11 protein-coding genes are annotated in these 13,779 nt (G+C 71.2%); 8 read left to right on the top strand and 3 right to left on the bottom strand.

Annotated features, from left to right (window positions below; all coding sequences use genetic code 11):
- The first annotated feature begins 8 nt into the window (after positions 1-8).
- The 5 genes from ABGB14_RS21985 (at position 9) to ABGB14_RS21965 (ending at position 4,065) form a co-directional block, all read left to right on the top strand.
- Positions 9-1,166, top strand: coding sequence for a DUF418 domain-containing protein (locus ABGB14_RS21985; RefSeq protein WP_347645861.1), 1,158 nt, complete (start codon positions 9-11; stop codon positions 1,164-1,166).
- Positions 1,167-1,183: 17 nt separating this feature from the next.
- A complete protein-coding gene (locus ABGB14_RS21980; protein WP_347645677.1) occupies positions 1,184-1,690 on the top strand; it encodes a hypothetical protein in 507 nt (168 codons plus the stop codon).
- Between the two features lie 217 nt (positions 1,691-1,907).
- Positions 1,908-2,297 carry a hypothetical protein gene (locus ABGB14_RS21975; RefSeq protein ID WP_347645676.1) on the top strand — a complete coding sequence of 130 codons (390 nt, stop codon included), beginning with the start codon at positions 1,908-1,910 and terminating at the stop codon, positions 2,295-2,297.
- Positions 2,298-2,492: 195 nt separating this feature from the next.
- Complete coding sequence (locus ABGB14_RS21970; protein ID WP_055509312.1) at positions 2,493-2,699, top strand: cold-shock protein; 207 nt, start codon at positions 2,493-2,495, stop codon at positions 2,697-2,699.
- Between the two features lie 142 nt (positions 2,700-2,841).
- Positions 2,842-4,065: a PP2C family protein-serine/threonine phosphatase gene (locus ABGB14_RS21965; RefSeq protein ID WP_347645675.1), complete on the top strand. Its 1,224-nt coding sequence runs from the start codon at positions 2,842-2,844 to the stop codon at positions 4,063-4,065.
- A 94-nt stretch (positions 4,066-4,159) separates the two neighbouring features.
- Here the strand turns inward: ABGB14_RS21965 and ABGB14_RS21960 are convergent, their stop codons facing one another.
- On the bottom strand, positions 4,160-5,983 hold the full coding sequence (locus ABGB14_RS21960) for an ABC transporter ATP-binding protein (RefSeq protein WP_347645674.1): 1,824 nt from the start codon (positions 5,981-5,983) through the stop codon (positions 4,160-4,162).
- Positions 5,983-7,962, bottom strand: a complete 1,980-nt coding sequence (locus ABGB14_RS21955; protein WP_347645673.1) for an ABC transporter ATP-binding protein — start codon at positions 7,960-7,962, stop codon at positions 5,983-5,985. The genes ABGB14_RS21960 and ABGB14_RS21955 overlap by 1 nt, the downstream gene beginning before the upstream one ends.
- Positions 7,963-8,138: 176 nt before the next feature.
- Between ABGB14_RS21955 and ABGB14_RS21950 the strand changes: the two genes are divergently transcribed.
- Both ABGB14_RS21950 and ABGB14_RS21945 read left to right on the top strand, forming a co-directional pair.
- Positions 8,139-8,555 (top strand): Hsp20/alpha crystallin family protein, encoded by a 417-nt coding sequence (locus ABGB14_RS21950; protein ID WP_347645672.1) that lies wholly within the window; start codon positions 8,139-8,141, stop codon positions 8,553-8,555.
- A 52-nt stretch (positions 8,556-8,607) separates the two neighbouring features.
- Complete coding sequence (locus ABGB14_RS21945) at positions 8,608-9,093, top strand: general stress protein (protein WP_347645671.1); 486 nt, start codon at positions 8,608-8,610, stop codon at positions 9,091-9,093.
- 69 nt (positions 9,094-9,162) lie between these two features.
- On the opposite strand, the gene ABGB14_RS21940 is transcribed toward ABGB14_RS21945, so the two are convergent.
- The gene (locus ABGB14_RS21940; RefSeq protein ID WP_347645670.1) at positions 9,163-9,441 is read right to left on the bottom strand and encodes a hypothetical protein; all 279 of its coding nucleotides are present in this window, start codon (positions 9,439-9,441) and stop codon (positions 9,163-9,165) included.
- Positions 9,442-9,791: 350 nt separating this feature from the next.
- Between ABGB14_RS21940 and ABGB14_RS21935 the strand changes: the two genes are divergently transcribed.
- On the top strand, positions 9,792-13,754 hold the full coding sequence (locus ABGB14_RS21935) for a S8 family serine peptidase (protein ID WP_347645669.1): 3,963 nt from the start codon (positions 9,792-9,794) through the stop codon (positions 13,752-13,754).
- Positions 13,755-13,779: the final 25 nt, after the last annotated feature.

Below are 13,779 nucleotides of genomic sequence, written 5' to 3'. Positions count from 1 at the left end.
CCGTGAACATGTCACTCCAGTCCTCGACCTCACCGAAGGGGCCGGTCGCCCCTCCCGCCCGGGCGCCCGCCCCGGACCTCGCCCGCGGCATCATGTTGCTGGCCATCGCGTACGCGCACGCGCCGCTCTACGTGCAGCCCGCCGACCGCGGCCCGTCGCTGCTCAACGACGTCCTCGCCTTCCTGCACCAGCTCCTGGTCAACAACCACGCACGGCCGATGTTCGCGTTCCTGTTCGGCTACTCGCTGGTGCAGTTGCTGAACCGGCAGCTGGAGCGCGGCAACGACTGGGTGAGCGTGCGCAAGCTGCTGCGCCGCCGGGGCTGGTGGTTGCTCGCGATCGGATTCGTGCACGTCCTGGTGCTCATCCCGCTCGACATCCTCGCTCCGTACGGCATCGCCGCCCTGCTCTGCGTCGGCCTGCTGAGGGCCAAGGACGCGACGCTGCTGTGGGTGTCGGGCATCACCCTGGTGCCGTCGGCGCTGCTCGTCGGGCTCGCCATGTGGTATCCGCTGTCGGAGGGCATCTCGGCGTACGAGGCCGGCAGCATCGCCCCCGGCGCGCTCGGCCCGGTCGAGATGCTGGCGGGCCGGCTCGTGGGCTGGCCGTTCGGTCTGGTCATCGGCGTCATCATGGTGATCCCGGGGGTGCTCGTCGGGATCTGGGCCGCGCGGCGGCGGCTGCTGGAGGAGCCCGTCCGGCACCGTACGCTGCTGATCCGCGTCTCGGTGGTCACCACGGCGGTGTCGCTGCTCGGCTCCGTTCCCGCAGGGCTCATGCAGGCCGGCTGGTGGGCCGAGCCGTCGAGCCCGGCGGTGCTGGTCGCGTCGCTCGTCCAGCCGCTCAGCGGGCATTTCGGCGGCATCGGCCTGGCCGCGATCATGGGGCTGGCCGCGATCCCGGTCATCCGGCGGCCGAACGCCCTGGCCACCGCCCTCCAGGCGCTGGGCCAGCGCTCCATGAGCCTGTACCTCTTCCAGTCCGTCGTGTTCGTCGCGCTCTTCTTCCCGTACGGGCTCGGCCTGCAGGACGACCTCGACCTCGCCGGCGCCACGGGAGTGGCCACGGCGACCTGGCTGCTGTCGATCCTCGTCGCCGACCTCATGCGCCGCGCCGGGCACCGCGGCCCGGCGGAGATCCTGCTGCGCCGCCTGGCCTACCGGTGACGGGTTAGGGTGACCGGGTGCCTGTCCGATTGATTGGTGCCAATCCCGGTCTCACCCTGTTCGTCGCCGGCGAGCGGGTCGCCTTCGCCTCCATGTGGCGGGTCGACTGGTCCGAGCGCGGCAAAGGACACGCCCTCGTGATGTGGCACGGCGGCACGACCAGGGTCGTCGCGGAGGAGCGGGAGCTGGGTGAGTGGCTGGCCGCCGGCTTCACCCGGCACTTCCCCGAGGTGCGTGGCCTGCCGTGGCCCGAGCCCGCTTTCACGCGGGCGCCCGTCCACCTCGAACTCGACCTGGACAAGGGGCTGCGGGCCACGGCGGACGACGTGACGGTCGAGATCCCCGGCCCGCCGCGCGAGCGGCGGGCCGTCCGCGTGCCGGAGTTCGACCTGGGAGGCGTGCCGCACCTGCTCACGAACGTCTTCATGCCGTGCGACAGCGGCAGCATGACGATCGGCGGCACGGCGGTGGCGGCCGACTCCGCGACCGCCTTCCTGGCCGACGCAGAGGTGTGGAGCAGCTGACCCCCCGGCCGGCGCCGACGTGACGCGGTGTCAGCATCCGGCCGGCCCGCCTCTCCTGCCTGGGGCCGGGCACGGCCAGGCGAGCGCGACATGGACAGGCCCGGGGCCGCAGAGCCGTCGCCTGCGGATAGGGTCGGAAGCCAACCCGGGAGCGGAGGGACCGATCATCAGCAGCGACCACTCCCGCCCGCATGACGAACGATCCCCGCGCCGCCGGGTGACCGAGGCGGCGATCCTGAGCGGGCACGACCAGAGCCTGGCCGACATCGCCCAGTGGACGTGCCCGCACGGGCAACATGCCGGGAACGGCTGCGTCCCCTGCTACCACGCCGCGGGCGAGGCCGACCCGGCGTTGCCGCTGTGGGATGTCGCGGTGTGGTTCACCTCGGTGCGGCCCATCCCGATCAGGGCGCTGCACGACGTGCACCGCCATGACCGCCAGTTCGCGATCGACCAGCCGTCGACGCCGCTGGTCTACCTGCTGAGCGGGCAGGCCAGAGCGGCGCTGGGCGCGGAGGCGGTGGCGGGCGTGGTCGGGTTCCTGGTGCAGAACCAGCACATCGTGGACGAGTTCGTCGTGACGGAGATCCGTGCCGTGCATTCATGAAGCGCATGCGCAGGCGATGTGTGATAGCGTGGAAACAGTTGCAGATGTGTTACCCATAAGACTTGTGCGCACCTGACGATCTTGATCTTCGGGTGCGTTTTTTGTTTCCGGTCATCTCCGGATGGGCTCATTCCAGCGACGCGGGGTCCGTAAAGTGCGGATCTCGTCTCCGCCTCCTATCTAAAGGAGATAGACATGGCGACCGGAACCGTGAAGTGGTTCAACTCCGAAAAGGGCTTCGGCTTCATCGCGCAGGACGGCGGCGGCGCCGACGTCTTCGCCCACTACTCCAACATCGTCTCCAACGGTGGCTACCGTGAGCTGACCGAGGGCCAGAAGGTGGCCTTCGACGTCGTCCAGGGCCAGAAGGGCCCGCAGGCGGAGAACATCGTTCCCGCCTGACACGGCATCAAGCTCGCAGAGCCGGGGCCCGCACCAGACTGGTGCGGGCCCCGGCTCAGTTCTGGGAGAAATCACCCATGAGGCGAGCAACCCCTGGGTAGGACGCAGACGTAACAGGAGGGTCGCGAGGAGAGTCCTGCGCATGCGGAGTGACGGCGAACTGATGCTGGGAGGCCTGCTGGAGGCGGCCCACCTCATCGCGCTGGAGCAGGTCCCCCGCGTGGTGGCCGAGCACGCGCGGGTGGCCGGACTCACCCGGACCCTGATCTACGTGACCGATCTGCAGCAGCAGCGCCTCGTGCCCCTTCCCGGCCAGCACGGCGACAACGGCGAAGTGCTCGCTCCGATCCTGATCGACACGACGCTCGCCGGACGGGCCTTCCGGAATGTGGAGATCGTACGCAGCCGGCGCGGGCCGGACACCACGCCCAGGCCCGAGGAGGAGCCGCGGGTGTGGGTGCCGATCCTGGACGGCACCGAACGCCTCGGCGTGCTCCAGGCGAGCCTGCCCGACCTCGGAGAGCTCGCCGAGCGGCGGGTCATACATCTGGCCTCGCTCCTCTCGCTCATCCTGGCGGCCAAGCGCAGCCACAGCGACTCCTACGCGCGACTGGTCCGCGTCCAGCCGATGACGCTGTCGGCCGAGGTGCTGTTCAACCTGCTGCCGCCGGGCACCTTCGCCAACGAGCGCGTGGTGGTCAGCGCCGCGCTGGAGCCGGCGTACGAGGTGGGCGGCGACGCCTACGACTACGCCATCGACGGCGACACCCTGCACGTCTCGATCTTCGACGCCATGGGCCACGACACGTCGGCCGGGCTCACCGCCACCATCGCCATGGGCGCCTGCCGTAACGCCCGGATCCAGGGGGCCGACCTCCCCACCGCCGGCGAGGAGATCGACGAGGCGATCGCGGAGCAGTTCACCGGGCGGTTCGCCACCGGCATCATGGCCGACCTCGATCTGCGCACCGGCCAGCTGAGCTGGGTGAACCGGGGCCACCACCCGCCGCTGGTGCTACGCGGCGGCCGGTGGGTGACCACGCTGGCCGCCGAACCCGACCCGCCGATGGGCTTCCGGCTGGGCCCGCGCACCGGGCTGCTCGACTATCAGCTGCAGCCGGGCGATCGCCTGATCTTCTACACCGACGGGATCATCGAGGCGCAGAGCCCGGACAGGGAGCTGTTCGGGCTGGAGCGGTTCATCGACTTCCTCATCCGCCACGAGGCCGACGGGCTGACCGTTCCCGAGACGTTGCGGCGGCTGATCCAGGCCATCCTGAAGCACCAGCGCGGCAGGCTCCAGGACGACGCCACCGTCCTCGTGGTGGAGTGGCAGAGCCGGACCCCGGAGCGGCTCGTGCTCTGAAACCCGCACCATCCCGGACGCCCCCGGGATCCGCTCGTCTCCGAAGGCCGCACTGTCCCGGACGCCCTCCCGCCCTTGCGGCACCGGACGGTCGTCATGGTGAGCCGACGGGGACGAAGCCGGAGCCGGCTCGGTAGTTGGGCGACTGGTGGCGGAAGTAGGTGTTGTAGACCTGGCAGTAGCGGCCGCCGCGGGCCAGCAGCGTGGAGTGGTCGCCCTCCTCGACGATCTGGCCGTGGTCGAGCACGATGATGCGGTCGACGTGTTCGATCGTGGAGAGCCGGTGGGCGATGACGATCGAGGTGCGGCCGGCCAGCACGACGTCGAGGCCCTCCTGGATCTGGGCCTCGGTCATCGGGTCGACGCTGGCCGTGGCCTCGTCGAGCACCACGATCGCGGGATCCTGGATGAGCAGGCGGGCCAGCGCGACGAGCTGGCGCTGGCCCATGGACAGGGCGCGGCCGTGCTCGCCCACGTCGGTCTGCAGGCCGTGCGGGAGCGCCTCGACCCAGTCGCCGCCGCCGACCGCCGACGCGGCCGCGAGCACGTCGGCGTCGCTCGCCTCCGGCCGCGGATAGCGGATGTTGTCGGCGACCGTGCCGCTGAACAGGAACGGCGCCTGCGGGACCGCGCCGATCTGCCGGCGGTAGGCGGGCAGGTCGAGGCCGCGGATGTCGTGGCCGTCGATCAGCAGGCTGCCCTCCTGGAACTCGTAGAAGCGGGTGATCAGCTTGCTCAGCGTCGACTTGCCCGCGCCCGTGTGACCGACCAGCGCGACGGTCTCGCCCGCCTCGATGAGCAGGTTGAAGTCGCGGAGCACGGGATTGCCCGGGTCGTAGCCGAACGTGAGGTCGCGGAACTCGATGCGCCCGGCGATCCTGCCGGGATCCTGCGCGCCGGTCTGCACCACTCTCGGCTCGGCGTCGATCAGGGCGAAGACCCGCTCGGACGCGGACAGCCCCTGCTGGAACTGGGACCAGAACGCGGCGATGGACGTCAGCGGGAACCAGAAGAGCGCGACCCCCTGCAGGAAGAGATACCAGTCGCCGGCGCTCAGGCCGCCGCCGAGCACCGCTGTGCCGCCCAGTTGGACGAGGGCGACCGTGGCGAGCCCGGCCACCAGGAAGAGCACGGGAAAGATGGCGGAGAAGACGAACCCCTGCCGCAGCGTCACGCGGTAGCTCTGGCGGTTGATGGGCCGGAACTCGTCGTAGACCTGCTGCTCCTGGCGGAAGTTCTTCGCCACCGCGATGCCGCCCATGGTCTCCTGCAGGTTGGCGTTGACCCGGCTCAGCGAGCGTTGCGCGTGACGCGTGCTGGCCCGCGCGAGGCGGCGGAAGACCAGCGCGAGGCCCACCACGATCGGCACGACCAGCATCGTCAGCAGGGCGAGCTCGACGCTGCGCAGGAACAGCAGGACCGTCACGAAACCGACCATCAGCACCTGGCTGATGAGATCCATCGTCAGGGTGGAGACCGTGGCGAAGTCGTCGGTGTCGGACGTCACCCGGCTGACGATCCGGCCGGACGGCGTCTCGTCGTAGAACGACAGGTCGCGCTCCAGCACGGCGTCGAACGCGTCTTCGCGCAGCCGCAGGACGACGTCGCCGGTGACCCGCGCGCTCTGCCACTGCCGGACGAAGTTGAACCCCCACCCGAGCACCCCGGCCAGCAGGGTGCCGGCGACCAGCTGCAAGCCCACTTCGGCGATCGTGCCGTCGGCGAGCGCGTCGACGGCCAGGCTGGCCAGCAGCGGGATGGCCGCCTGGCTGACCGAGCCCAGCACGATCATCGCGGCCACCACGAACATCGCGACCATCTTGGGCCTGAAGTAGGACAGGATCCGGCGGAGCAGGTCGCGGTCGTTGTAGGTGCGGTCGTAGTCTTCGGCGTCGAGGCCGTCCATGACGAAGCCCATCAGCGGGCCCTCCCCTGCTCGCTCTCCAGGACGGGCGCCTCACGTGCGGGATCCAGCCCGTCCGGGGCGACCGCCAGGCCTCCCGCCTCGTCGGGCCCGATCGCCGAGCCCCTGACCTCCTCCAGCTCGATCGCCGAGCCTCTGGCTCCCTCCGGCTCGGTCGCCGGGTGTCCTCCCTTTTCCGGCGTGTCGCCCTGCGGGGCCACGTCGACCTCGTCGTAGTGGGCGAAGATCCGGCGGTAGAGGCGGCTGCGCTGGATGAGCTCGTCGTGGGTGCCGCAGCCGACCAGCTCGCCCCGCCTGAGCAGCAGGACCTTGTCGGCCCAGCGGATCTGGGAGAGCCGGTGGGTGATCAGCAGCGTCGTGCGCCCGTCGAGGACGCGGCCGATCGCCTGCTGGATCTTGTCTTCCGTGGCGGAGTCGATGGCGCTCGTCGAGTCGTCGAGCACGAGGATCGCCGGGTCGGTCAGCAGGGCCCGCGCGATGGCCAGGCGCTGGCGCTGGCCGCCGGACAGCGTGACGCCGCGCTCGCCGATGACCGTGTCGTAGCCGTCGTCGAGCTCGCCGATGAACTCGGCGGCCTGGGCGTCTTCCGCCGCCCGCACCACGGCCTCGCGATCGGCCCGCTGGCCCAGGCTGAAGGCGATGTTCTCGGCCACGGAGCGGGAGAAGAGCACGATGTCCTGCTCGATGGTGGAGATCTGGGAGCGCAGCGAGTCGAGGTCCCAGTCGCGGATGTCGGTGCCGTCGACCAGGATGCGGCCCGAGGTGACGTCGTAGATGCGCGGCACGAGCTTGGTGAGCGTGCTCTTGCCCGATCCGGTCTCGCCGACGATCGCGACCGTCTCGCCGGGCCGCACGCTGAACGTCACGCCGCGCAGCACCGGGTCGCCCTCGTCGTAGCCGAACGTGACGTCCTCGAAGAGGATCTCTCCCGCGATGGGCGCGGCGCGGCCGTCGGCCCGCTGCTCCAGCTCGGCCTCGGCGCTGATGATGCTCAGGATCCGGCGGGAGGAGGCGATGCCGATCTGCACCAGCGAGAAGGTGAAGATCGAGATCTGCGTCGGGAAGCCCAGCATGACGACCAGGCCCATGTAGGCCACCAGGTCGCCGACCGTGATCGCCCCCGCGCCCTGGAGCTGGAGACCGTGCCACAGGGCGCCGGCCACCGCGAAGGCGTAGAGGAGGGTGGGCAGGTAGCGTGCCTGGACGAGGCCGTTGCGTACGAAGGAGTCGCGGTAGAGGCGCGCGTTGGCGCGGAACCGCCCCCGCTCCTGCCCCTCCTGCGCGGTCACCTTGATCACCTCGATGCCGCGCACGGCCTGGCTGAGCCCGGCGTTGAGCTCGCCGAACTGGTCGCGCATGCGGGTCGACACCGGGTTGAGCCTGCGCATGTAGTGGCGGAGCGCGAACACGAAGACGCAGGCGTAGACGCCGGGCACGAGCAGCAACCGGGGGTCGATGGTGGCGATGAAGAAGAACGGCACCAGGCCGGTCAGCCAGGAGTCGACGATCAGATCGACGCCGGGACTGATCATGATGGACAACTGCCGGATGTCGTTGGCCGCCCTGGCCATGAGGTCGCCGACCCGCTGCCGGTTGTGGAAGGTCTGGCTCTTGCCGAGCAGGGCGACGTAGAGCTCGTCGCGGGTGTCGCGTTCCAGCCGTTTGGCCAGCACCTCGCTGCCCATCCTGGCGACCATGTCGGACAGGCCGCGGGCTGTCACCAGCGCGAGCATCGCCAGCGTGATCGACCACAGGGCGGAGGCCGGCTCGCCCCGCTCGCCCAGGACGGCGTCGAAGGCGTCGCCGGTGAACTGGGGCACGGCGGCGTTGAGCACCACCATGACGAGCGACCCGCCGAGGAACCCGGCCAGGTGCTGTGGATGCCGGCGCAGATGGGACCAGAGCCAGCGCACGGGACCGCGCCGGTCGTAGCGCGGACCGGAGACGGAGAACTCCGAGCTGTTGGTGGTCACCGGTAGGTCCTTTCCCCCCTTGGCCGCGGTGGCGGCACCGGTCCTGTTCCTATCACCGGGGTCTGACAGATTCCCATTGTTTTTCGTCGCGCTTGACATAAACCTACAACTGTAGTTACATGTTTTATAAAGCCACACATAGAAGAATCGACCTACATGTACGGAGGTGGCAGACGATGCGGCTCGCGTCGATCGGCTCGGCTCTCCGGGAGCTGGAGCGGCAGTTCGGCCGGTTGACCCGGCCCGCGCCAGGCGCGTGGGCGGCGATGCCGATGGGCGCCGTCCGACGCCGGGACGAGATCGTGCTCCGCTTCGACCTTCCCGGCATCGACCCGGACTCGATCGAGGTCACGGCCGGCCGCGGCGTCCTGGCGGTGCACGCCAGGCGCGAGGAGACGTACACCGAGGACGAGAGCGCGTTCGTCCAGGGGCACTCGACCGGCACCTGCACCCGGCAGATCCGCCTGCCCGACCGTTTCGACGCCGACGGCGCCCGGGCGGCATACGACGACGGCGTGCTCACCGTGCGCGTGCCGGCGCGGGAGCCGGCCCGGCCGCGCAGGGTCGAGATCGCCAGGGCGCCCACGAAGTGACCCGTGGGCGTGGCGGTTTCGCCACGCCCACCGCGGAGAAAGGGGAACCACGATGTTCAAGACGGCACCGACGGTCATCCTGCCGGCAGCGGAAGACCGCCCGGTGATCGGCACCTACACCACCGCCGAGCAGGCCAAGAAGGCCGTCGGCTTCCTGGCCGCGAACGGTTTCCCCGTGGAACGATCCGCGATCGTCGGCCACGATCTGCGCCTGGTCGAAACCGTCATGGGCCGCGCCACCGCGGGACGCGCCGCGGCCGCGGGCGCCGCGACCGGCCTCTGGTTCGGCCTCATGATCGGCCTGCTCATGCCGCTCTTCACCAACTCGGCGGGCTCGACGGGGACGCTCGTGCTCGGCGGCATCGCGTACGGCGCACTCTTCGGCGGCGTCTTCGGACTGGTCTCCTACCTGGTCAACAAGGGCCCCGGGTTCGTCTCCCAGCAGGCCGTCATCGCCGACCGTTACGACGTCGTGGCCGACGCGGCGGTCGCCGACGACGCCCGCAACCTGCTGATCAAACACAACTGGCGCTCGTAGCCGGAATCTGGGCGACAGCGGGTTGTGAGCACAAATCAACACAAAGAGTAGCCTTCCATGCGCCCACAGCTACATGTCATTTGGCATGACGGTTAGCATGATGTGGGCGTAGGCCAGGAGGCGGTCGAGAACCTTCGCACCTTGGGTGGTGACGTCTCGGATATCGAGGTCAAAGAAAGCCCACCGTGAGTTGCCGAAGGCGGTCCGGGAGACTCTCTCCGCCTTCGCCAACACGCATGGCGGGGTGCTCATCTTGGGCCTGGACGAGAAAGCGGCCTTCACCGCGACCGGCGTACGTGATGCCGTGAAGGTCTCCAGCGACCTGGCCTCGCTCTGTTCTACGGACATGGACCCCCCTACGCCCGTTGATCCGTGTCCACGACTACGAGGGCGTGAAGCTCGTTGTGGCCGAGGTCCCGGAGTTGGACCCAGCCCAGAAGCCGTGCTTCTACAGAGGCGCCGGAATGACGAAGGGGAGCTTCATTCGCGTTGGAGACGGCGACCGGCATCTCTCCAGCTACGAGATCCAGATCATGTCGTCACGAGGGCAGTGCCGTGCGGTTGTCGTATTCATGACATGGCGTGATGTTGCCTCAGGTTGTGCTTGAAGGTCGCGCAGGTCGTGGGCCAGGCTGCTCGACGGCGTTCGTGGCGCTCGTCGACATCGATGGCCGGGCGCCGCGAGTGGAGGCTCCCCGTTGCGACAGCACGTCTTTCCCGCCCGGCCACCGCGCCGCACCGCCGCCGCGATCTCGGTCGCGATGACGGCGCTGCTCGTCCTGACCGGGATGACGGTCCCCGCGCAGGCTCAGGCCGAACCGGCTCGGACCCCGTTCCGCCAGGCGGCGGCCGGCGACACGCCTGGTGACCCCCCTGGTGACAGGGCCGGCGACCCACCTGGTGACACGAGCGGCGACACTGGCGGCGACACTGGCGGTACGAAGGTCGAGGCCGAGCTGGCCGGACGGCTGGCGGGTGGGGACTCCGCGTTCTGGGTGGAGTTCAAGGCACGGGCAGCGCTGAAACGGGCCCCGGCGATCAAGGACTGGACCGCGCGCGGGGCCGCCGTGGTGGACGAGCTGCGCTCGACCGCGGAGTCCAGCCAGGCCAGGGCGCGGGAGCTGCTGAAGCGGTCGGGGGCGCGGTACACCTCCCTGTTCATCGACAACTCGATCTACGTGCACAGCGGCTCGGCCGCGCTGGCGCGTGAGCTGGCGCAGGATCCGGCGGTCGAGCGCGTACGGACGCCGCGCACCTACCGGCTGCCCGAGCGGAAGCCGGGCGAGCGCGTGGCCGCCGCGGGGGCGGTGGAGTGGGGTGTGGCCGCCGTCCACGCCGACAAGGTGTGGAGCGACTACGGCAGCGACGGGCACGGCGTCGTGGTGGGCAACATCGACTCGGGCGTGGACGTGGCCCACCCGGCGCTGGCCGGGGCGTACCGGGGCGCGGGCGGGACGCACGACTACAACTGGTACGACCCCACGAACCTGTGCGCCGAGCCCGGCCCGTGCGACTCCTACGGCCACGGCACGCACACCATGGGGACCATGGTGGGCTCCGGGGGCATCGGCGTCGCGCCCGGCGCCCGGTGGATCGCGGCGAGGGGCTGCCAGGACTACCGGTGCGGCGAGCTGACGCTGGCGCTGTCCGCGCAGTGGATGCTGGCCCCCACGGCGGCCGACGGTTCCGCGCCCGACCCGGCCAAGCGGCCGAACATCCTCAACAACTCCTGGTCCTCGGCGCCGGGTGACGAGTGGTACCGCGACTACGTGCGCCAGTGGGTGGCGGCCGGCATCTTCCCGGCCTTCGCGGTGGGTAACGACGGGTCCGACTGCGGCACCCAGCACTCCCCCGGCGAGTACCCGGAGTCGTACGCCGTCGGAGCCGTCGACCAGAACGGCGCGGTGACCTGGTTCTCCTCGCGCGGCGCGGAAGGGGCCGACGACAGCAAGCCGGACATCGCCGCGCCCGGCCAGAACGTACGGTCCAGCGCTCCCGGCGGCGGCTTCGAGGTGCAGAGCGGCACGTCGATGGCCGCGCCGCACGTGAGCGGCGCGGTGGCGCTCATGTGGTCCGCCGCGCCGGAGCTGGCCGGGGACATCGCCGCGACCAGGGACATCCTCGACCGCACCGCGCAGGACCGCGCCGACACGACCTGCGGCGGCACCGCGGGCGACAACAACGTGTACGGCGAGGGCATGCTGGACGCCTACCGGGCCGTCGGCGCATCGCCGAGAAAGAGGGCCGGCACGCTGACCGGCACGGTCACCGACGAGCGCACCGGCGAGCCGGTGGCGGGCGTGCGGGTGTCCGCCACCGGGCCGCGCACGCTGGACACCACGACCGCCGCCGACGGGACGTACCGGCTCTATCTGGACGAGGGCGGCTACGACGTCAGCCTGTCGTTCTTCGGCTACCGGACGCACGACCTCAAGGACGTGCAGGTGAGCGGCGGCGAGACGCGGACCATCGACGTCGGGCTCTCAGCCGCGCCCACGGGGCGCGTGACGGTCCGGGTCGTGGACGGGTCGGGGCAGGGCTGGCCGGTGTACGCGGCGGTCACCGTGGCCGGGGCAGGGCGCACGTGGTTCGGCGACCCCGGCGACGGGCGGGCAGTTCTCGACCTGCCCCTGGACGGCACGTACGAGATCACCGCCACCCCGCGCCACCCCGGCTACGCCCCGGTGACCGGCCAGGTCACGGTCGGCGGCGACGTCACGCTGGACCTGTCCGCGCGGATCGACGCGACCGCCTGCGCCGCCCCCGGCTACGCCGCCGCGAACGGCGTGTGCGCGCCGGTGCCCGGCACGCTCGTGTACGGCGCCGTCACCGACGCGAACACCGGCGACCCGGTCGACACCGCCACCGTCACGAGCGGGGCGATGGAGAGCGAGACGGCGCCGACCCCTGACGACGACGCTCTGCCCGACGGCTTCTACTGGGTGTTCGCGCCCATGTCGGGCGAGCGCCTGCTCACCGCCGCCCAGCGCGGTTACCGGCCGGCCTCCGCCCGCGTGACCGCGAAGGCCGGCGAGGTGGCGAGGACCGACTTCACGCTGAAGGCCGGCCGGCTCTCGGTCAAGGAGGACGACGTCTCGGAGCGGGCCAGGCTCGGCCAGAAGGTCAGAACCCGCCTGACCCTCACCAACCGGGGCACCGCGCCGCTGACCTACGACCTCGCCGACTCGCGTCGGGACGTCGGGCCCGCGCTGCGGGGCGCGCCCGTGCGCCGGGTCGAGACGGACGGCCTCAGCCCTGCCGCGATCACCCCGGCCGCGCCCGGACCAGCCACCACCGAGCAGGCCGCGGCTGCGGGGCCGTGGACGGGCGTCGCCGACTACCCGACCACGATCAGGGACAACGCCGCCGGATTCCACGACGGCAAGGTGTACTCCTTCGGCGGCTCCCTGCGCGGCGAGGGCGGCACGCCCGCCTCGTACGTCTATGACCCGATCACGACCTCCTGGACCCCTGTCGCGGACATGCCGGAAGCCCGGCAGAAGGCCGCCTCGGGGTTCGTGGACGGCAGGTTCTACGTCGTCACCGGCTGGGACGCGCAGGGCGAGCCGGCCGCGCGTACCCTCATCTACGACCCCGCGACCGACGGCTGGAGCACCGGCGCGGACAACCCGCACCCGTGGGGCGCGGTCGGCTCGGCCGTGCTCGACGGCAGGATCTACGCCGTCGGCGGCTGCGCCGGCGAGTGCCAGACGGCGACGACCCAGGTCACGGTCTACGACGTGGCGGGCGACCGCTTCACCACCGCCGCCCCCTACCCCGAGCCGATCTCGTGGGCGGCCTGCGGCGGCCTGGACGGCAAGGTCTACTGCGCGGGCGGGCTGGCCGAGGGACCGCGCGGCACGCAGCGCTCCTACGTGTACGACCCGGCCGGCGACGCCTGGGACCGGATCGCCGACCTGCCGTTCGACCTGTGGGGCAGCAGCTACGCGGTGGCGAACGGCAGGCTGGTCGTCGCCGGCGGGGTCACGAAGGGCGGCACCACCCTCACCAACGAGGCGTTCGCGTACGACCCCGACGCCGACACCTGGACGCCGCTGCCGAACTCCCGCTACGCCCTCTTCCGGGGCGCCGCCGCCTGCGGCCTCTACAAGGTGGGCGGCGCGGACGGCCCGCGCGTCACCCCGTTCACGGAGTTGCTGCCCGGCCATGACGGTTGCGACGCGGCCAGCACGGACGCTCCCTGGCTGAGCGCGAAGCCGGCGCGCGGCACGCTCGCTCCCGGCGCCAGCGCCCGGGTCACCCTCACGCTGGACGCCCGCGAGCTCTCCAGGCCGGGTACGTACGAGGCGGACCTGGTGGTGAACGAGGACACGCCGTACCCGGCGCCGCGCCTCGGCGTGACCCTGGAGGCGCGGGCGCCGTGGCACTGGGCGCGGCTGTCCGGCCAGGTGCGCTCGAAGGCGTGCGACGGGACGGTGACCCCGCTGGCGGGGGCGACGGTCACGGTCGAGCGCCACCGCGAGTCGTGGACCGTGGGCACCGGCTCCGAGGGCCGCTACGAGCAGTGGCTGGGAGGCGGTCTGCCGAAGGCGAGGATCACCGTCACCGCCGGCGGGCACAGGACGTCCGCCTTCGACGTCCGGCCGCTGCCGCACGCCGACGTGCGGCGCGACGTCACGCTGGCCCGCGAGGGCTGTTGACCGCCTGGTTCGGATCACCGTTCGC

The sequence above is a fragment of the Nonomuraea sp. B10E15 genome, from assembly GCF_039871615.1.
GTDB lineage: Bacteria > Actinomycetota > Actinomycetes > Streptosporangiales > Streptosporangiaceae > Nonomuraea.
The sequence above is the reverse complement of the archived record's forward strand: the minus strand, read 5'-3'. Positions and strand labels throughout refer to the sequence as shown.

What these genes read in the sequence shown, in the direction of transcription:
- ABGB14_RS21985 (WP_347645861.1), top strand. Translation starts at nt 9, where the DNA reads ATGTCACTCCAGTCCTCGACCTCACCGAAGGGGCCGGTCGCCCCTCCC.
- ABGB14_RS21970 (WP_055509312.1), top strand. Translation starts at nt 2,493, where the DNA reads ATGGCGACCGGAACCGTGAAGTGGTTCAACTCCGAAAAGGGCTTCGGC.
- ABGB14_RS21965 (WP_347645675.1), top strand. Translation starts at nt 2,842, where the DNA reads ATGCGGAGTGACGGCGAACTGATGCTGGGAGGCCTGCTGGAGGCGGCC.
- ABGB14_RS21960 (WP_347645674.1), bottom strand. Translation starts at nt 5,983, where the DNA reads ATGGGCTTCGTCATGGACGGCCTCGACGCCGAAGACTACGACCGCACC.
- ABGB14_RS21950 (WP_347645672.1), top strand. Translation starts at nt 8,139, where the DNA reads ATGCGGCTCGCGTCGATCGGCTCGGCTCTCCGGGAGCTGGAGCGGCAG.
- ABGB14_RS21945 (WP_347645671.1), top strand. Translation starts at nt 8,608, where the DNA reads ATGTTCAAGACGGCACCGACGGTCATCCTGCCGGCAGCGGAAGACCGC.
- ABGB14_RS21940 (WP_347645670.1), bottom strand. Translation starts at nt 9,441, where the DNA reads ATGTCCGTAGAACAGAGCGAGGCCAGGTCGCTGGAGACCTTCACGGCA.